This is a genomic window from Pseudomonas sp. T8 (assembly GCF_024610635.1).
Classification (GTDB): domain Bacteria; phylum Pseudomonadota; class Gammaproteobacteria; order Pseudomonadales; family Pseudomonadaceae; genus Aquipseudomonas; species Aquipseudomonas chlororaphis_I.
Genome location: NZ_CP102374.1, coordinates 6,054,793 through 6,072,924, shown reverse-complemented (window position 1 = coordinate 6,072,924; position 18,132 = coordinate 6,054,793). Strand labels below are relative to the sequence as shown.

Below are 18,132 nucleotides of genomic sequence, written 5' to 3'. Positions count from 1 at the left end.
GATGAACCGTGTTCAATGCCGTAAACGCAGAAGATGCGCCGCAGCCACCCAAGGTGCTCACCACCCCCTTGGAAATCAACTCCACGCTGCGCTTGCTGCAAGACAGCCATGACCCGCTGATCATCACTTTCCACGAACGCAGCCAGCGCTTTCAAAGCTATCTGGTCGAGGTCGATCGTGACAGCAACATGATGGCCCTGGACGAAATGATCCCCCGCGATGGCGAACGCTTCATGCTCGCCGGCGAACCCTTTCGCGTCGAAGGCTTTCACGAAGGCGTGCGCATCGCCTGGGAAAGCAACGGCATCCCGACCATCGACGAATCCAATGGCGGACGCTGCTACCGCGGCACCCTGCCGGACGAGGTGGTCTATCACCAGCGCCGCAATGCCTTTCGCGCAGCCCTGAAGCTGGCGCAACTGGTCAACATCGAGCTGGGTGGCGAAAAACTCAAGGCGCCGATCGCCGGCAAACTGCTGGATATCTCCGCCACCGGCTGCAAGCTGCGCTTCGACGGTGACATCTCCAGCCGCCTGCAACTGGGCCAGGTCTACGAGCGCTTTATCGCCGCCCTGCCCTTCGGCAGCATGACCGCGCCAGTGGAACTGCGTTATCTGCACTACGAAGAGAAGATCGACACGACTTTCGCCGGCGTGCGCTTCCACAACATGAGCGGCCTGGTTCAACGCCAGGTCGAACGCTTTGTCTATCAGTTGCAACGCGAAGCCCGGCGCTTCGACAAAGACGACCTCTGAGTTTCGCAGGTCGATAAAAAAACGGGCAGCCCCTTGCGGTGACTGCCCGTTTTTTGTTTCTAGGGCCTGGCCCCACTGAATTGGTCCGGCCCCGGCTCATCCGGCTTCACCATTGGATCCTCAACCTCGTCTGCGGCTTCTTCGCTCGCGACCGGGGGCTCGGCTTCCGGCGTGCTGCTCTGCTGCATCTGATCCTGCACCACCTGCTCGTCGACCCGCGGATCGAGCGCGGCCACCAATGGCGAACTGGACATGCTGTCCGGCATCGCCACGTGATGCAGCGGCGCATCATCGACCTGATGCAGGTTGGTCACGGCTTTCGGCCGGATGCGCCAGACCAGTACCAGGGCAAAAAAACTGAAGAACGCATAAAGCATCTGACTGCCGAATAACTTCATCAGCACCCCTGCCACCAATGGCCCGACACTGGCCCCGACGCCATAGGTCACCAGCAACATCGCGGTCAACGAGACCCGCCGATCGCCTTCGACATGGTCGTTGGAAAACGCCACCGCCAACGGGTACAGGCAGAACTGCACCAGCGAACAGAGGAACCCCAGGGCGAACAGCACCTCCAGCGGCACCTGGGGCAGGATCGCCAACGGCAAGGCCACGACCGCCAGGAAGCAGGCAAAGCAGCGAATCAGCAGGGCCCGGTCATAACGGTCGGACAGCCACCCCAGCGGCCACTGCACCACCAGCCCGGCAAAAATGCAGCTGCCCATGAACAGGCCGACCTGCTCGGTACTCAAGCCCTGCTGGGAGGCATACAACGGCGCCAGACCATAGAACGAACCGACAATCAGCCCCGACCCGAGCACCGTGCTCAGCGACTGCGGAACGCGCTTGATAAAGAAGCGCGGTTCCATGGGCGCCGGATGCAAAGGCGCCGGGTGAATGCGTCGGGTCATGGCCACCGGCACCAGGCACAGGGCAAAACACAGGGCCACCAGCATCAGCAATTCAAGCCCGAGGGCCGGGTGCATGACCAGAATCAACTGCCCCAAAACCAACCCCAGATACGAGGCGATCATGTAGCCGCTGAACACCAGCCCGCGTTGCTTGGCGTCGGCCTGCTCGTTGAGCCAGCTTTCGATGACCATGTACTGGCACATCATGCCCAGGCCGACGATCATCCGCAGCACCAGCCAGGCCGGCAACCAGTCCACCAGGCCGTGCCCCAGCACCGCCGCGCCGACGATCCCGGCACAGGTGGCGTAGGCCCGGATATGGCCGACCCGGGCAATCAGGCGGTGGCCGATTTTGCCACCCAGCACCAGGCCGAAGTAGTTGGCCGCCATCAAGGCACCCACCCATAACCCGTCGACATGATCGGCGGCCAGGCGCAACGCCAGGTAGGTACTGAGTAGGCCCGAGCCGATCAACATCATCAGCGAGGCGAAATAAAGCGCTCGAAAGGATTTCCAGATTTGGCGCATCGGCGTTCCGAGCGGCTCCTTGAATTGAGTGCCGGGCCATCCGAACGATGGCCCGACTGCGACGGTTCGGTTAAGCCTGGGCCGCCAAGACGCGCCGCTCCCAGGGAGTTATTTCATCAAAGAAACTGGTCAACTCCATGGTCTTCGAAGCGACATAACCTTCGACGAACTCATTGCCGAACAATTCCTTGGCCAACTGGCTACGTTTCAGACGCTCGAGAGCGGCATGCAAGGTACAAGGCAAAGATAAACTGTCCGGCACGGCAAACTCACCCTGAATCGCCGGCGTCGGCTCCAGCTCGTTTTCGATGCCGTGCAAACCGGCCGCCAGGCTCGCGGCGATCGCCAGATACGGATTGGCATCGGCGCCCGGCAAACGGTTCTCGACCCGCCGCGCCACCGGCGAGCTGGCCGGAATACGCAGACCCGCCGCCCGATTGTCATGGGACCAGCAGGCATTGTTCGGCGAGGCGTAAGGATGACACAGGCGCTGGTAGGAGTTGACGTTCGGTGCGAACAGCGCAGTGAAATCCGCCATGCCCGCCTGCAGCCCGCCAATGAAGTGGCGGAACATCGCGGTCGGCTCTCCGGCCTCGTCGCTGAACACGTTACGCCCGCTGGCCGACTCGACCAGGCTCTGGTGAATATGCATCGAACTGCCCGGCGTATGCGCCAGTGGCTTGGCCATGCACACCACGGTCAGGCCATGCTTGAGCGCCACTTCCTTGAGCAGGTGCTTGAACAGGAAGGTCTGGTCGGCCAGCAACAGCGGATCGCCGTGCAGCAGGTTGATCTCGAACTGGCTGACGCCCATTTCATGCATGAAGGTATCGCGCGGCAGGCCCAAGGCCGCCATGCAGGCGTAGACCTCACTGAAGAACGGCCGCAAGCCGTTGTTGGAGCTGACACTGAACGCCGAATGCCCGTCTTCGCGACGACCGTCCAGGCCAATAGGTGGCTGGAAAGGCTGGGTCGGATCGGTATTGGGCGCAAACACGAAGAATTCCAGCTCGGTCGCCACCACTGGCGCCAGGCCGCGAGCGGCGTACCGCGCGATGACCTCCTTGAGCTGGCCGCGGGTGGAAAGGCGCGAGCTTTCGCCGCTCAACTCGTCCGCGTCGCAAATCGCCAGCGCACGCGGCTGCGAGCTCCAGGGCAGGCGATGAATCTGTTGCGGGTCGGCATTGAGCGCCAGGTCGCCGTCGTCACTGCCGTAGAAACGCGCGGGTGGATACCCACCCATGATGCATTGCAGCAGCACCCCGCGGGCCATCTGCAAACGCCGCCCTTCGAGGAAACCCTCGGCAGTCATCACCTTGCCCCGTGGCACGCCGTTCAGATCCGGAGTGACACATTCAATCTCGTCAATGCCCGTCAATCGCTGTGCGAGTGAACTGCGGCCATCGGTTGTCATGACTCAATCCTTGTTGTTGTACGAGCCGAGAACGGCGACCCGTACAAAATAGGCTCCGGCTGTTCGGAATATCAAGCAGCCTCGAACAAAAAGCCCTCGGGATCGGACACACCACCGAAATGCGGCGAAGCCCCTACAAGCTCGGCAACCGCTTCAAGGCCGGTTTCAAGGCAGATAGAGACTGAACACACCACCACCCAGAGGCCCGCCATTACGGATCTCGGTACGCCCGCAGACACCATTGCGCTGATGCAGCGCGGCAATGCGCCCGGCGAAGTACAGCCCCAGGCCGGTGCTGCCGCTGCTGTGATTGATACCTTGCACGTAGTCGGCCTGGTTATCGATCATCTGCTGCGGATAACCCTCGCCATCGTCATTGATGGTCAGCACCGTCTGCCCGCCTTCATCGTGCACGCTGACCAGCAGCGCATGGCGCGCATAACGAATGGCGTTGTTGATGCAGTTGGCCAGCACCGAGGCGATCAGTTCCCGATCGAAAAAACCCAGGGGGGTCAAAGGATCGACTTCATAGGTCGCGGCAATGCCGCGACTGGCGAACACATCCTGATGGCTGACCAACTGCGCTTCGATGAAGTCATCCAGTTCGTGGTAGCCCGGCTGCACCGGCAACTGGTTGACTCCCAGCTTGTAGAGCCCCAGCAGTTGCACCAGCATGCCGTTGAGGTGGGCGAATTCGAACTCCATCACGCCCTGTTCCGGCGTGCCCTGCTGCGCCTGCGGCAATCTTGCCAGCCACTGGGCATGGGCCTGCATGAGCAGGGTCAGGGAATTCTTCATGTCGTGCACGGTAGAGGCGATCACCGTGGAAAAGTCGAGAGCCTGTTCGTGGGTATTCATTCGCCAAACGCCTTGCTTCGCAGCTTCTGATAACGCGGATAACGCGCGTCGGTATCGGGCATCAGGCCGACCATTTTCAGGCAGGTCCGGCACTCTTCCAGCAGCGCCGTATCCTGGGTGATGTCAGTGCCGTGCAATAACGACTGCGCCATGTTCAGGGCAATACTGATGTTCTTCGGTTGCATGGCCAGGGCCCGGCGGAACAGGTCCCGGGCCTCGCCCAGGGCGCCAGCCTTGTAACTGCGCACACCCTGGCGGTTCATGTCCGCCGCGGCGTTGGCGGAGTTGAGGATCGCCGGGTCATCGGTGAGCTTGGCGATACCCTCCATCACCTTCGGGTCGTCGCCGTAGATTTCCGCACAGTTTTTCAGCATCGACGCGCCGGCATCGGCCTGTCCCAGCATCTGCAGTTGCTTGGCCACCAGCAGCGCCGCTTCCGGGCTCATGAACTGTTCCATCCCGTCCAGGCGCAACATCGCCTGCTCGGTGAGCTTTTCCGCCGTCTCAGCATCGTTGAGCAACAGGCTGGTGGCCTTCATCAAGCGGGCGCGAATCTGCAACCCCGGATCGCTGGGGTTTTCCTTGGCCACCGCACTCAGGGTGCTGTTGATTTCCAGGCGCGTGCGGGTATCCAGCCCCCTTTCACTGCCCTTGCTGATCAGCGCATGCGCCAGGCCAAGGTTGCTTTCCGGGTCCTTGAAACGCGATTGCGCACCTTGCGATACCGCCTGGCGATAGGCCCTGGAGGCGGTCTCGAAGTCTTCGTTGGTCATCGCCAGCTTGCCCAGCAGCGCTTGCCGGCGCACGGCCAGAGGCGACAGGCGCACGGCCTCCTCCAGCACACTCTGGGCACGCTTGGAGTCTCCTTCGGCAAGCAGCACTTCGGCCATGCCATCGTAGAGCGCCGGCATCATCGGAAAGGCTTTCAAGGCCTTTTCGTAGATGGCCTTGGCCTGGGTCACCTGGCCACGCTTGAACAGCAGACGCCCCAGGCCGACATAGGCCCATGGCAACGGGCGATCCGCCAGAATGCTCTCGTACAGCCGCTCCAATGCTTCGTTCTGGTTCATATCACGCAGGGCATCGGCCCGGTAGCGCAGGCACAGCGGCGAATAGCGCGGATCCTGCTTGCACAGGGCGATGCAGGCATTGAGCACTTCGAGCGGCTTGCCGCGATCGAGCGCCTGCAGGATCGGTTTGAGCAACGACTTGCGCTGCTGCAGCCGCTCCAGCCGCTGAGCCAGGCTGGAGCGGTTGAAAGGCTTGGTCAGATAGGCATCCGGCTCGTGCTCGAGGGCGCTGAGCACCATCGATTGGCTGGTCTCGGCGGTGACCATCAGGAATACGCTTTCATGACTGATCAGCTTGTCGGTCATCAGGTCTTCGAGCACCTGCTGGCCGTTCTTCTTGCCGTCGCCCAGGTGGTAATCCTGCAGGATGAAGTCATAGCGCTTTTGCGCACACATGCGCAGCGCCTGCTCGCCTGTATCGGCAGTGTCCACGTCCTTGACGCCCAGCTCACGCAGCATGGACCGGACAGAACTGCGGAAATCCGAGAAATCATCGACGATCAAAAAGCTTTTTTGGTGGTACGCCAGCATCGAAGATTCCAGACCCGTAAAAAAGATGAAGCCCGCGGCAACAGCAGGACACGCTCAAGGTCGTCACCTTTGTTGCACCCGGACAACGATAATGGCCACAGGCCATCAATGCATTCTACATCAACCCGCAAAAGCGCCCGTCTGCTCTCGCCGGGCACTCGGTCCATGGCCCCGCCATTTGACCTGCAACAACATCCATGATGGTTATCGGCCGATTCTGGCGTTCCCTTATAGATAGTTGCCAAAAGCCTTCGATATCCTTGCTCGCGCCGCCCGCCAGCCCCGGTTGCGGCAAATTCCATCGGGAATATCAGCCGGGCGGCATCAACTTCAGGCCAGCCACGCCGATACCTTGCAGACAGACAGCAACAGTCAAAACGAGCGCAACATGCAAACCTGTATCCAAAACCTCATCGACCAGGGCGCCCACATCTTTGGCGAGATCCTGGACGCTGACCGCACGCAGGCGCTGTACCGCGAGATGGTCGCCGCACGGGCCTTCGGGGCCGGGCTGTTCATGGACGAGGCTGAATACCTGGCCCAGGAAAACCACCTCAACGCCAACCCGAACAAGACCTTCAACTTCCTCAATGCCTTCGAGCCGCAGCTGCAGTTCATCGAGCAGGATCCGCGCCTCAGCGCGGTGCTCGATGAAGTGCTCGGCGCCGACTATGAAGTGGTGATCAAGAAAGCGGTGTGCGGCGTACCGGACTCATGGCTGCCGGACTGGGTACGGGAAAAGATCCGCGATGTGAATGTGGCGAACCTGGGGCCGTACATCAAAAAGCCCTTTCGCGACATCACCTACTTCCGCGGGATCGACTTTCACCAGGACATCATCGACTGGCCCCAGGGCCGGGTGGAACTCGACCCTTCGACCTTCCTGACCCTCTATGTGTACCTGCACGAAGTCACCGAAAACGACTCACCGCTGCACCTGATGCCCGGTACTCACCGTTTTGGCGCCACGTTGTTCCCTCATCAGTTGGAACATCAGGAACACGACCAATGGACCTACGCCGACGATCAGGGGCAGCAGATGGCCTGCCAGGATTACCGGCTGACGGGCGGACCGGGTTACGTCGGGCTCTGGCACAACTGCACCTTGCACGGTACGCGGCCGGTGGCCAATGAATCGGAACAGTTCCGCCTGTCGCTGCGCTACCTGCTGGGCAAGTCCCGGAGTAACACCGGCAAGACCGCGATTGATACCATCAACGCCGCAATCCAGGGCGAGCTGCAACCGATAAGGACCCGACGCGACCTGAACGCCAAGGGTATCGCCCAGATCAAGGGCAACATCATCAATAACAATGGCTAGCGTCACCGCCTTTACCGAGCGGGCGAACCGCTCGGGTGACGATCTACCACCGGCTGCACCAGCAAGACGAGGTCAATGTGTCGACAGGGTTTGGACAAAAAGCGCGGGTGCTGATATTCGGTACCGGCGCCGGCGGGGTCAACTTCTACAAGTACAACCGCCGCCGCTACCGGGTGATCGGCTTCGTCGATAACAACCAGCAGAAGCAGGGCCAGCGCCTGTTCGGCAAACTGATCCACGCGCCTCAGCAATTGAGTTCGCTGGCTTTCGACAAGATCATCATCGCCAGCGATTACTACCGCGAGATCCATCCGCAGCTCACTGAGAAGCTGGCCATCAATGAGCAAAAGGTCGAAGTGTTCCATGGCGCGCAGATCAACTCGCAGCTCCCATGGTTCCAGCGTATTGGCAAACACCTCGAGCAACTGGGTTATGAACGGCTATGCAAAAAACCGGGGCTGATCAGCGACCTGCTGTATCGACTGTTTTTTCGACGCCAGGATACCCGGCGCCTGGCCTTGCGCTGGCTGGATGAAAGCGACGAGCACAAGGTCCATGTCTTTCGCCCGAGCCAACCGGGCACCAGCCAGCCGCCACGATTCATCCATCAATCGACACCGGCGATCACCCTGGAATTACCCGAGATAGCTCTCTACCACTTCCGCCAGGGGCAAGTCTGTTCAGTGTCCCGCTCGGTGATACTGCCGGACGGGCAATTGGTGCTGGAGCGAGTGCCCACGGCGAAATCCCTGCAGGCCGACTATAGTGCTGCGCACCTGCTCTACCATGGGCAGCGCCTGGCCCTGGTCAGGAGCGGCAAGCCTGTGGAGCTGGAAAAAGGCCTGCTGATCAGCGGCTGCAACGAGCAGAACTATTACCACTGGACGGTAGAAGTGTTGTCGCAACTGCAATTCGTGGCCGAACTGCCGCCGCACTATGCGGACTATCCACTGCTGATCTCCAAGAGCAGCCAGAACATTCCCTCGATCAAGGCCCTGATCGAGGCAATCGGTGTTGACCGCCCGCTGGTGCTCCTGGAAAACATCACCAGTTACCAGGTGGCCGACCTACTGCTGATCAGTGCCCCGAACAATATGATCCCGAACTTCAAAGGCGCGGCACAGAACAGTGCCAGCAGCGGCTTCGTCCGCCCGGAGTCGATCCATTTCCTGCGGGAAAAGGCGCTGCATCTGGCCCATGACATTCCCATCAGTGAACTCCCCAAACGAGTATTCCTGGCCCGCAAAGGCTTTCTCCGGCACTACAACCAGGCCGAGATCCTCAAGCTGCTGGAACCCTATGGGTTTACCTGCGTGTACATGGAAGAACAGGACATCAACCATCAGGTGGCGATCATGGCCAATGCCGAAGTCATAGTCGGCCCCACCGGGGCGGCCTGGACCAATCTGATTTTCGCCTCGAAAAACGCTCGCGCCCTGTGCTGGATGGCCGAGGAATACGCAGAGCTGTCGTGCTTTTCCAACCTGGCGGCGGTCGTCGGCGTCGAAATGGACTACATCGCTTACCGGGTAGGCTCGACCGACTCCAGGGAACTGTATTACCGAAATTATCGGGTCGACGCCAAGAGCGTTGAAAACTGGCTGCAACAGCATTTGTCGAAACGGCTCGAAGGGGAGACGCGATGAAGATTCACATTCTGCCGCTGCAGACCCACGGCGATGACCGTGGCTCGCTGATCGCCCTGGAAGAAGGGAAAAACATCCCCTTCCCAGTCAAGCGGGTGTACTACATGTTCAATACCGGTGAAGGGGTTCGCCGCGGCTACCATGCCCATAAGACCCTCAAGCAGGTGGCAATCGCCGTACGCGGCTCGTGCCGTTTTCTGCTGGACGACGGCCGGGAAAAGATCGACATCACCCTGGACAATCCTTGCCAGGGCCTGCTGATCGAATCCTTTATCTGGCGTGAGATGTATGACTTCTCTCCAGACTGTGTACTGATGGTTCTGGCCGATCAACTCTACGAAGAAGGCGACTATGTCCGAGATTATGCCCAGTTCATGGACATGGTCGGGCAATGACTCACATGATGAATATCCCGTTTCTGGATTTGAAAGGCATCAATCACGAATATGCCGATCAGCTCAAAGCCGCCTGCAGCCGCGTGATCGACTCCGGCTGGTACCTGATGGGGCGAGAGCTTGAGCAATTCGAGGCCGCCTTCGCCGAATACTGTGGCAGCCGCCATGCCATCGGCGTCGCCAATGGCCTGGATGCCCTGACCCTGATCCTGCGTGCCTGGAAAGAGCAAGGCAAGCTTCAGGCCGGCGATGAAGTGATAGTGCAGAGCAACACCTTTATCGCCACTATCTCGGCCATTCTGGCAAACGATCTGGCGCCGATCCTGGTGGATGTCGACCCTGCCACCCACAACCTGGAGATCGAGGCCGTCGAACGGGCCATCTCGGACAAAACCCGAGTGATACTGCCAGTGCATCTTTATGGCCAGCTGTCGCCGATGCCACAGATCATGGCGCTGGCCCACAAACATGGCCTGCTGGTGCTTGAAGATGCCGCCCAGGCCCATGGCGCTGAACTGGCCGGGCGCAAGGCCGGCAACTGGGGCGATGCCGCGGCGTTCAGCTTCTACCCCGGGAAGAACCTCGGTGCCCTGGGCGACGGCGGCGCCATCACCACCAACGACGCCGAGCTGGCAGCCCTGGTCCGGGCGCTGGGCAACTACGGCTCACGCATCAAGTACCAGCACGATTATCAAGGGGTGAACAGCCGCCTCGATGAAATCCAGGCCGCGATGCTGGGGGTGAAGCTGGCACACCTGGACAGCGATACTGCCCGTCGACGCAGCGTCGCCCGCTACTACAGCGAACACATCCGGCACCCGGGTATCACCCTGCCCTCGGTCACGACAGCGAGCGCCCACGTCTGGCACCTGTATGTCATTACCTGCCCATGGCGCGATCAACTGAAGGCGTATCTGGCCGAACGTGGCATCCAATGCCTGGTTCACTATCCGCTGGCGATTACCGAGCAGCGGGCCTACAGCGATCTGGCCAGGACTTCCAAGGTGTCCCGGCCCCCGCTGCATGACTCGATCCTGTCATTGCCGATCTATCCGACATTGAGCCAGGAACAACAGCAACACATTGCCACCGCCATCAACCAGTTCACAGCCCGCTGATGCGCCTGTTGCGAGGTGTCTAGATAGCGCCTCGCAACTGAGCGAACTGCTCGTTCGTCACATAGTCGGCGAGTGCCCGACCGGAATGATCGACAGCCTCCAGCCTAGCGCCCCTGCGCAACAACAACGGAAAGGTTCTACGACAACGCCCGGCCAGGTAGGCGTCCTTGGCATACATCAAGGGCGTCGTGCCTTTGTTGTTGCTCCGCTCCGGGTCGGCCCCTTGCTGCAACAGCCAGTCAACCACCTCATAGGCGCCCGCATAACTGGCGACGATCAGCGGCGTCCAGCCTTGCGGGTTGGCATCGTTGTAACCGGCAATATTGGCCTGCAGCGCCATCACCGCCTCCAGATCACCCAACTCACAAGCCTTGAGCATCTCCGGCAATCGATCAAAATTCAGCCGGATGTCGTAATCGATGGTGCAGAGCTCGACATAATCCTCGGTTGCGTTGATCAGGGTCCCGGCCTTGAATTGTGAACGCCCAGGCAGAATCGTCGCCGAGACCACCGGCTTTCCTTCCCAGCGCAAGAACTGATATTCACGAAAGGCGAACGCCCTGATCTGATTGCGTAGTGCCCAGGCCGTCGACAGCGGATCGATTCTCAACGCCCCATAATCGATGGCGTCCTTTGAGAAGTAGCTGGACCCCACCGCACTCTGTGGCTCTGCTCCGAGGTCCCCATCGACCAACGTGGCAAACCACTGCTCCAGCAACTGGCCGGCATGCTGATTAAAGGCGAAATACAGATCGCGACAGGTCCACCAGGACAGGATCGGGAATACCTGTTGCGCGACGATGTCCCCGGTGTCGATACCCCGGTCGATGAAATGCAAGGTCACACCCGCTTCTGCCCTGGACTCCAGCAACGGCCAGACCGAGGTAAACATGCCCTTGTATTCCGGCAGCTTCGAGAAATGAATGTTGAACACGCGACTGATGGAGAAGCGCTCAGGCACGACGATCCGGTCGAACTCCAGGGAAATGAACGCAACGGATGCTAGTTCGTAAGCCGTCTCCAGGCTGATCTCACGTACGCCATATTTCAGCGCCGCCGCCCGCAACGAACGTTGCCAACCGTCGACACCCGTGTCGTTACGGTTGCAGACCACCGCAACTTCGTCAGGCGAAAATTGTTGCAGAGCCTGTTCCAGGCCAAATACCGAAATATTGTTTTTTCCAGCAATGACAATCATGGATGACTCCACAGCATCGAGAACTGTGTGCACAAACGTAGCCGCTGCTGCGAAATAAGGGAGAGAACCACGTTTGGCCTGAAAGCCCGGAAGTAGATGGTGTCCCAGGGCAGGTTCGAACTGCCAACCTTCCCCTTAGGAGGGGGATGCTCTATCCAATTGAGCTACTGGGACAAATTGACCACCGCAGATACTGCTGCGGCGCAAAGGACGGCGTGCATGTTAACGGCCAGCCCTGATTTTGTCATGTTGTGAGTAGGGCTTTTTAACCGGTGGCTACCTCTAGCCATCAGGCAACTTGCCAGAGCCGTCGTGCAAATTGCATCACTGCAAAAAGCCATCATTGCAGAATGCAATCTCCTGCCTTCTAAAAACCCTATTAATTCATTGTTTTTAAAGGGTTTATTAGAGGTTAGACTCTTGGCATGAGCGCTGCTTCATCTCTATGAAAGAACAGTGGAGATCAAGCCCATGAACAGCGCCCTTCTTCTATCGAATGCCATTGCCATCGCCGTACTGGTGGTCTTCCACTTTCAGCCTGATGGCAGCGCTGATCAGAGTACCCAGTACAGGGCCCACTACGTGCAACACCAGGCCCCGCAATGGGCTGTGATGAGCAGCACATCGGAGAATCCTGGCATGGCGCAGGTCGCCGATGCCCCAGAAGCCGTTGTTCTACCTGCCAAGCCAAGACCCGAAAGCTGGGTATTTTGAATATGACCCTATCAGGAGCCTATTAATGTCCCGACTTGCCAAAGGCCTTCTCATCCTGGCAGTGCTCAGTGCCACACTGGGTTGCTTCACCGCTGAAAATACCCTGGGTGATGTGCCCTTGATTGCTTGTGGCGTTTTTTCCGGCTTATTCCTGCTGGCGCTGGCATTGGGACGCAAAATCAAGTTCGACCCTGTACTGCGCTGATCCCCTGATCTCTCAAGAGCTTCATAAAACGCTCAAGCGTCACGGACAGCTCGCTCGAGTTGTCCAGAAAAAACACGGACTCTCCCAGCACAGGTCCGTCGTCTGCGGAAAAAAGAGCGCTTCTCTTGAGCCTCGCCTCGATCTGCTCCGCACTTTCGCGACCGCGATTCATCAGTCTTTGCCGCAGCACGTCAATATCCACCGTCAACAGAATCGCCAAAAGCTGCGGATAACGCTGGCGAGCCTGATCCAGGTAAGCCCTGGAGCCATTGATCAGGACATGGCGCCCGCTGGCCAGCCATTCGTCGATCTGCACGGGAATTCCGTAGGCCAGGCCATTGGCCCGCCAGCACAAGGCAAAGGCCCCCTGCCGCTCCAGGCGCTCGAACTCGTCAGCACTTACTCCGTGGGCCTCTTCTCCCACGGATTCCGCGGAACGGGTGATCACCCGCCGCACCACATCGCAGCCGAGCTGCGCCAGAGGCCGGCGCGCAGCCTCGATCAGGCTGTCCTTTCCTGACCCGGAAGGCCCCATCAAATAAATCAGTCTGCCTGGCATTCAAAGACTCCATGGCACTCGTAGCCTAGTAAATCGGCAATTTGCCACTATCCTGTACAAGGTAGGAAACAATGATCGGATCCGCATGCAGGCCCGTCTGGCGACGCACAAGCGCGCCAGCTATCGGACACCAGGACGCGGGCAGATAGGCGGACAGGCAATCTTTTCAAACCAGTCCGCATTTCTGATAATTGGTGCTGGCATAACGCCTTTATCCAGTTCAATATTTGTCACAGAATTGACGCCAAGGATCTGGCTATTTTGAGGCATGATGCGGGCCTCTTAACAATTCAGGTTGAACATTTGGCAGCAACGCTTGTCCTAACTGACATCCCGCGGCCAATTCCGAGAACCGCTCCCCTGAACTAACCGGTTAAATATATGCGCCCATTGAAACAGGCAATTTATTCCAGCCGTACGGCTGACAAGTTCGTCGTACGTCTACCCGACGGGATGCGTGAACGCATTGCCGAGGTGGCACGCAATCATCACCGCAGCATGAACTCCGAAATCATCGCGCGCCTGGAACAGAGTCTTATTCAGGAAGGCGCCTTGGGTGAAGAGTTGAGCATGCGCCTGGACAGCCCAGAGCTCTCCTTGCATGAACGCGAACTGCTTCAACGTTTCCGTCAACTTTCCCATCGCCAGCAGAACGCCCTCGTTTCGCTGATCGCCCATGACGCCGAAATGGCCGCAGACGCTTCCTGATTCGACCTCGAAAGCTAGAGCCAGCCTTGTGCTGGCTTTTTTTTACCCGAAATTTACCGCTCGAACGCTACAAAAGCACTGGGGCCTGGATCGCAAAGGGATGGAGAAAACGATACAGCCCCATTAGAGGGGCTGTATGCAGGATCAAAGCAGGAAGATGGTGGCCAGCCCAAGGAAGATAAAGAAGCCGCCACTGTCGGTCATGGCCGTGATCATGACACTGGCCCCCATTGCCGGGTCGCGCCCTAGACGCGCCAGCGTCATAGGAATCAGAACCCCCATCAACGCCGCCAGCAACAGGTTGAGTGTCATGGCCGCCGTCATCACCACACCCAACGACCAGCTGCCATAGAGCAGGTAGGCCACCACGCCGATCACTCCGCCCCAGACCAAGCCATTGATCAAGGCCACCGCCAGCTCCTTGCGCATCAGTCGCGAGGTATTGCCGGTGCTGACCTGGTCCAGCGCCATGGCGCGAACAATCATGGTGATGGTCTGGTTACCCGAGTTGCCGCCAATACCCGCCACGATCGGCATCAGGGCCGCCAGGGCCACCAGCTTTTCGATGGAGCCTTCAAACAAGCCGATCACTCGCGAAGCGACGAATGCAGTGATCAGGTTGATTGCCAGCCAGGCCCAGCGGTTGCGCAGGGAACGCCAGACCGAGGCAAAAATATCTTCCTCTTCGCGCAGACCGGCCATGTTGAGGACTTCGGTCTCACTCTCCTCACGAATCAAGTCGACCATTTCGTCGATGGTCAGACGGCCGATCAATTTGCCGTTCTTGTCGACCACCGGCGCCGAGATCAAGTCGTAACGCTCGAATGCTTGCGCAGCGTCGTAGGCATCTTCATCCGGATGGAAACTTACCGGGTCGCTGGCCATGACCTCAGAAACCTGTTTCTCCGGATCATTCACCAGCAACCGCTTGATGGGCAGCACACCTTTGAGCACGCCGTCATAGTCGACGACAAACAGCTTGTCGGTATGGCCAGGCAATTCTTTGAGACGACGCAGATAACGCAGGACCACTTCAAGGCTGACATCCTCACGGATGGTCACCATCTCGAAGTCCATCAACGCACCGACCTGCTCCTCGTCATACGACAAGGCGGAGCGAACGCGCTCACGCTGCTGGCCGTCCAACGCCTCCATCAGCTCATGGACAACGTCTCGCGGCAGCTCGGGAGCCAGGTCAGCAAGTTCGTCGGCGTCCATCTCCTTGGCAGCAGCCAGGAGCTCATGATCGTCCATGTCGGCGATCAGGGTTTCACGTACGGAATCGGATACTTCGAGCAGGATGTCGCCGTCGCGCTCGGCCTTGACCAGCTGCCAGACAGTCAGACGCTCGTCGAGCGGCAAGGCTTCAAGGATGTAGGCAACGTCGGCGGAGTGCAGATCATCGAGTTTGCGTTGCAGTTCGACGAGGTTCTGCCGGTGGACCAGGTTCTCGACCCGATCCTGATGATGACCTTCCTGACGATGAGTCAGGTCTTCGACCACCCGCTGGCGCTGCAGCAGCTCAACGACTTGAGCGAGGCGATCCTGCAGGCTGTCTTGTGTTTTCTTTACTTCTACTTCGGTCATAGGCGAACTCCACTCCCAGCAGAGGAGCACGCCGGAAGGATCAATCAGTCAATTCATGATTGTAAAAACGGGATACTGAGTAACTACTGGGTAAGTCCATGGAGGTATTCCACAAGCCCCGGCGGGGCTGACGGGCGCAATCATACACCGCTTGACGGCTTTAAACGTTAAAAAATCATGGCAAGAACAAGCGCTTGCGGCGCAAAGCTGAAGAAGCGCTGAATCTATAAAGCTGCGACGCACCATCCGAAAAAGAAAACACACCCCAGACGAAAAAACTGCGCCCGGAACTCGCCCCCGCGATCAATTCACAATTGCCGGGAGCTTTCGAAAGGCCACATCAAAAAAGACAGGCACACGCTGAATACGACGCCAGAATGATCGCGACGTTCAAAGAGAGGAATCGATAAAAAAGGGAGAAAAGCCAAACGACAGAAAGCAAAAAGCCCGCAATGAATGCGGGCTTCTTGGTATATGGTGCACTCGACAGGATTCGAACCTGTGACCGCTCGGTTCGTAGCCGAGTACTCTATCCAGCTGAGCTACGAGTGCATTTTGTGTTTTTAGACCAGACCACAACTGGTTGAAGCCAAGCTATTCACATCACTGCAAACAACTCTTAAATGGTGCACTCGACAGGATTCGAACCTGTGACCGCTCGGTTCGTAGCCGAGTACTCTATCCAGCTGAGCTACGAGTGCATTTGTTGCCGCGCATTATAGGCCGTTAAATCTTTTTGTAAAGCACTTTTTCTAGTAATTTCAACAACTTACAGAAGAAGCCAGATTACAACGAACTAAGTAAATAATGGCGGAGAACGGGGGATTCGAACCCCCGACACCCTTGTGAGGTGTACTCCCTTAGCAGGGGAGCGCCTTCGGCCACTCGGCCAGCTCTCCGCAACACGGGGCGTATATTAACCAGCTTTCTCCCCGTTTGCAAACAAAAAAAACGATAAAAATTAATGGCTTGGTTCTTCGTCCTTCTCTTTCTTTATCCGCAGGTAAATTTCTTCACGGTGCACCGCTACCTCTTTAGGGGCGTTGACACCGATACGCACTTGATTTCCTTTGACGCCAAGCACGGTCACGGTGATTTCGCCATCACCAATAATCAGGCTTTCTGCGCACCGACGAGTCAGAATCAGCATACCTTTCTCCTCACGCATTTCATTTCAGGGACAACAGTCTGCAAAAAAAAGGGTATCGACCTACAACCAGGACGGCCGTAGCCCTACACGCCTAAGTATTGACTAGCGCGAGCAAAAGAACAGTTTTCTGTCACGCCGATCAAAAAAACGAAGGGCGCGGTAAACCGCGCCCTTCGGGCAACGCATCACTCGCCCTGTCGGGCCGGAGCGTCCAGTTCGAAAGCCGTGTGCAGAGCGCGCACAGCCAGTTCCAGGTACTTCTCCTCAATCACCACGGAAACCTTGATTTCCGAGGTCGAGATCATCTGGATGTTGATGCTTTCCTTGGCCAGCGCTTCGAACATGCGGCTGGCAACGCCCGCGTGGGAGCGCATGCCGACGCCAACGATCGAGACCTTGGCGATCTTGGTGTCGCCTACCACTTCCCGGGCGCCGATTTCACGGGCAGTGTTTTCCAGTACTTGCTGGGCCGCCAGGTAATCGTTGCGGTGCACGGTGAAGGTGAAGTCGGTGGTGTTATCGTGCGAAACGTTCTGCACGATCATGTCGACTTCAATGTTCGCGGCGCTGATCGGGCCGAGAATCTTGAAGGCCACGCCGGGAGTGTCTGGCACGCCACGGATGGTCAGCTTGGCTTCATCGCGGTTAAAAGCGATGCCGGAAATGATCGGCTGTTCCATGGATTCCTCTTCATCAATAGTAATGAGGGTACCCGGACCCTCCTTGAAGCTGTGCAGTACGCGCAGCGGAACGTTGTACTTGCCGGCGAACTCGACCGCGCGGATCTGCAACACCTTGGAGCCCAGGCTGGCCATTTCCAGCATTTCTTCGAAGGTGATCTTGTCCAGGCGCTGGGCCACGGACACCACGCGCGGGTCAGTGGTGTAGACGCCGTCGACATCGGTGTAGATCTGGCATTCGTCAGCCTTCAGGGCTGCCGCCAGCGCCACGCCGGTGGTGTCGGAACCGCCACGACCGAGGGTGGTGATGTTGCCGTGCTCGTCAACGCCCTGGAAACCTGCAACCACAACCACGCGACCGGCCTTCAGGTCACCGCGAATTTTCTGATCGTCGATCTGCAATATGCGCGCTTTATTGTGCGCGCTATCGGTCAGAATCCGCACCTGGTTGCCGGTATACGACACTGCCGGAACGCCGCGCTTGATCAGCGCCATGGCCAGCAGTGCGATCGTCACCTGCTCGCCGGTGGAAACGATCACGTCCAGCTCGCGAGGAACCGGCTGACCGTCGCCGCTGATTTGCTTGGCAAGGTCGATCAGACGGTTGGTTTCGCCGCTCATGGCCGACAGTACAACCACCAGGTCGTCACCGGCTTCGCGGAATTTTTTCACCTTGTCGGCGACCTGCTCGATTCTTTCGACGGAACCGACCGAGGTGCCTCCAAATTTCTGTACGATCAAAGCCATTTCTAAGCCGCCTCAGCCCGTAAAGGGGCGCCCATTA

General features: G+C 58.5%; 17 protein-coding genes and 4 tRNA genes. 8 read left to right on the top strand and 13 right to left on the bottom strand.

From position 1 onward, the window contains the following. Positions 1–8: 8 nt before the first annotated feature. Positions 9–755 (top strand): flagellar brake protein, encoded by a 747-nt coding sequence (locus NRG23_RS27685; protein WP_009050306.1) that lies wholly within the window; start codon positions 9–11, stop codon positions 753–755. A 59-nt stretch (positions 756–814) separates the two neighbouring features. Here the strand turns inward: NRG23_RS27685 and NRG23_RS27680 are convergent, their stop codons facing one another. The 4 genes from NRG23_RS27680 to NRG23_RS27665 form a co-directional block, all read right to left on the bottom strand. Beyond that, entirely contained in the window at positions 815–2,194 is a 1,380-nt protein-coding gene (locus NRG23_RS27680; RefSeq protein WP_124301975.1) for an MFS transporter, read from the bottom strand. A gap of 70 nt (positions 2,195–2,264) precedes the next feature. Next, positions 2,265–3,506: a glutamine synthetase family protein gene (locus NRG23_RS27675; protein WP_172833391.1), complete on the bottom strand. Its 1,242-nt coding sequence runs from the start codon at positions 3,504–3,506 to the stop codon at positions 2,265–2,267. 267 nt (positions 3,507–3,773) lie between these two features. Next, entirely contained in the window at positions 3,774–4,466 is a 693-nt protein-coding gene (locus tag NRG23_RS27670; RefSeq protein ID WP_009050309.1) for a sensor histidine kinase KdpD, read from the bottom strand. Next, entirely contained in the window at positions 4,463–6,067 is a 1,605-nt protein-coding gene (locus tag NRG23_RS27665) for a tetratricopeptide repeat-containing response regulator (RefSeq protein ID WP_009050310.1), read from the bottom strand. The genes NRG23_RS27670 and NRG23_RS27665 overlap by 4 nt, the downstream gene beginning before the upstream one ends. Before the next feature lie 388 nt (positions 6,068–6,455). Here NRG23_RS27665 and NRG23_RS27660 point away from each other — a divergent pair, with 388 nt between their 5' ends. The 4 genes from NRG23_RS27660 to NRG23_RS27645 all read left to right on the top strand — a co-directional run bounded on the left by NRG23_RS27660 (position 6,456) and on the right by NRG23_RS27645 (position 10,547). Beyond that, complete coding sequence (locus tag NRG23_RS27660; RefSeq protein ID WP_009050311.1) at positions 6,456–7,388, top strand: phytanoyl-CoA dioxygenase family protein; 933 nt, start codon at positions 6,456–6,458, stop codon at positions 7,386–7,388. Positions 7,389–7,465: 77 nt separating this feature from the next. Next, a complete protein-coding gene (locus NRG23_RS27655; protein ID WP_038636808.1) occupies positions 7,466–9,034 on the top strand; it encodes a glycosyltransferase family 61 protein in 1,569 nt (522 codons plus the stop codon). Further along, the gene (locus tag NRG23_RS27650) at positions 9,031–9,429 is read left to right on the top strand and encodes an FdtA/QdtA family cupin domain-containing protein (RefSeq protein ID WP_009045148.1); all 399 of its coding nucleotides are present in this window, start codon (positions 9,031–9,033) and stop codon (positions 9,427–9,429) included. Before NRG23_RS27655 ends, NRG23_RS27650 begins: the two co-directional genes overlap by 4 nt. After that, positions 9,426–10,547 carry a DegT/DnrJ/EryC1/StrS aminotransferase family protein gene (locus tag NRG23_RS27645; RefSeq protein ID WP_041989066.1) on the top strand — a complete coding sequence of 374 codons (1,122 nt, stop codon included), beginning with the start codon at positions 9,426–9,428 and terminating at the stop codon, positions 10,545–10,547. The genes NRG23_RS27650 and NRG23_RS27645 overlap by 4 nt, the downstream gene beginning before the upstream one ends. Before the next feature lie 19 nt (positions 10,548–10,566). Here NRG23_RS27645 and NRG23_RS27640 read toward each other — a convergent pair whose 3' ends face one another. Together NRG23_RS27640 and NRG23_RS27635 are read right to left on the bottom strand one after the other, a co-directional pair. Beyond that, on the bottom strand, positions 10,567–11,745 hold the full coding sequence (locus NRG23_RS27640; RefSeq protein ID WP_041989068.1) for an ankyrin repeat domain-containing protein: 1,179 nt from the start codon (positions 11,743–11,745) through the stop codon (positions 10,567–10,569). A 97-nt stretch (positions 11,746–11,842) separates the two neighbouring features. Continuing rightward, positions 11,843–11,919 (bottom strand) — tRNA-Arg (locus NRG23_RS27635). A 297-nt stretch (positions 11,920–12,216) separates the two neighbouring features. On the opposite strand from NRG23_RS27635, the gene NRG23_RS27630 reads away from it, so the two are divergent. Both NRG23_RS27630 and NRG23_RS27625 read left to right on the top strand, forming a co-directional pair. Continuing rightward, positions 12,217–12,459 carry a hypothetical protein gene (locus tag NRG23_RS27630; RefSeq protein ID WP_198919251.1) on the top strand — a complete coding sequence of 81 codons (243 nt, stop codon included), beginning with the start codon at positions 12,217–12,219 and terminating at the stop codon, positions 12,457–12,459. Between the two features lie 25 nt (positions 12,460–12,484). Then, positions 12,485–12,664, top strand: a complete 180-nt coding sequence (locus tag NRG23_RS27625; RefSeq protein ID WP_038576734.1) for a PA3371 family protein — start codon at positions 12,485–12,487, stop codon at positions 12,662–12,664. On the opposite strand, the gene phnN is transcribed toward NRG23_RS27625, so the two are convergent. Next, positions 12,639–13,223, bottom strand: a complete 585-nt coding sequence (gene phnN, locus NRG23_RS27620) for a phosphonate metabolism protein/1,5-bisphosphokinase (PRPP-forming) PhnN (RefSeq protein WP_124300241.1) — start codon at positions 13,221–13,223, stop codon at positions 12,639–12,641. The two genes, NRG23_RS27625 and phnN, sit on opposite strands and share 26 nt — an antisense overlap. A gap of 381 nt (positions 13,224–13,604) precedes the next feature. On the opposite strand from phnN, the gene NRG23_RS27615 reads away from it, so the two are divergent. Beyond that, positions 13,605–13,931 (top strand): Arc family DNA-binding protein, encoded by a 327-nt coding sequence (locus tag NRG23_RS27615; protein WP_003178899.1) that lies wholly within the window; start codon positions 13,605–13,607, stop codon positions 13,929–13,931. Between the two features lie 144 nt (positions 13,932–14,075). On the opposite strand, the gene mgtE is transcribed toward NRG23_RS27615, so the two are convergent. The 6 genes from mgtE to NRG23_RS27585 all read right to left on the bottom strand — a co-directional run bounded on the left by mgtE (position 14,076) and on the right by NRG23_RS27585 (position 18,095). Next, on the bottom strand, positions 14,076–15,518 hold the full coding sequence (gene mgtE, locus NRG23_RS27610) for a magnesium transporter (protein WP_007921578.1): 1,443 nt from the start codon (positions 15,516–15,518) through the stop codon (positions 14,076–14,078). Between the two features lie 475 nt (positions 15,519–15,993). Then, a tRNA-Arg gene (locus NRG23_RS27605) sits at positions 15,994–16,070 on the bottom strand. Positions 16,071–16,142: 72 nt separating this feature from the next. Then, positions 16,143–16,219, bottom strand: a tRNA-Arg gene (locus NRG23_RS27600). A 107-nt stretch (positions 16,220–16,326) separates the two neighbouring features. After that, positions 16,327–16,417: transfer RNA gene (locus NRG23_RS27595), tRNA-Ser, on the bottom strand. A gap of 62 nt (positions 16,418–16,479) precedes the next feature. Continuing rightward, positions 16,480–16,668: a carbon storage regulator CsrA gene (gene csrA, locus NRG23_RS27590; RefSeq protein ID WP_002554426.1), complete on the bottom strand. Its 189-nt coding sequence runs from the start codon at positions 16,666–16,668 to the stop codon at positions 16,480–16,482. A 185-nt stretch (positions 16,669–16,853) separates the two neighbouring features. Next, complete coding sequence (locus NRG23_RS27585; RefSeq protein WP_007921569.1) at positions 16,854–18,095, bottom strand: aspartate kinase; 1,242 nt, start codon at positions 18,093–18,095, stop codon at positions 16,854–16,856. Between the last annotated feature and the right edge of the window lie 37 nt (positions 18,096–18,132).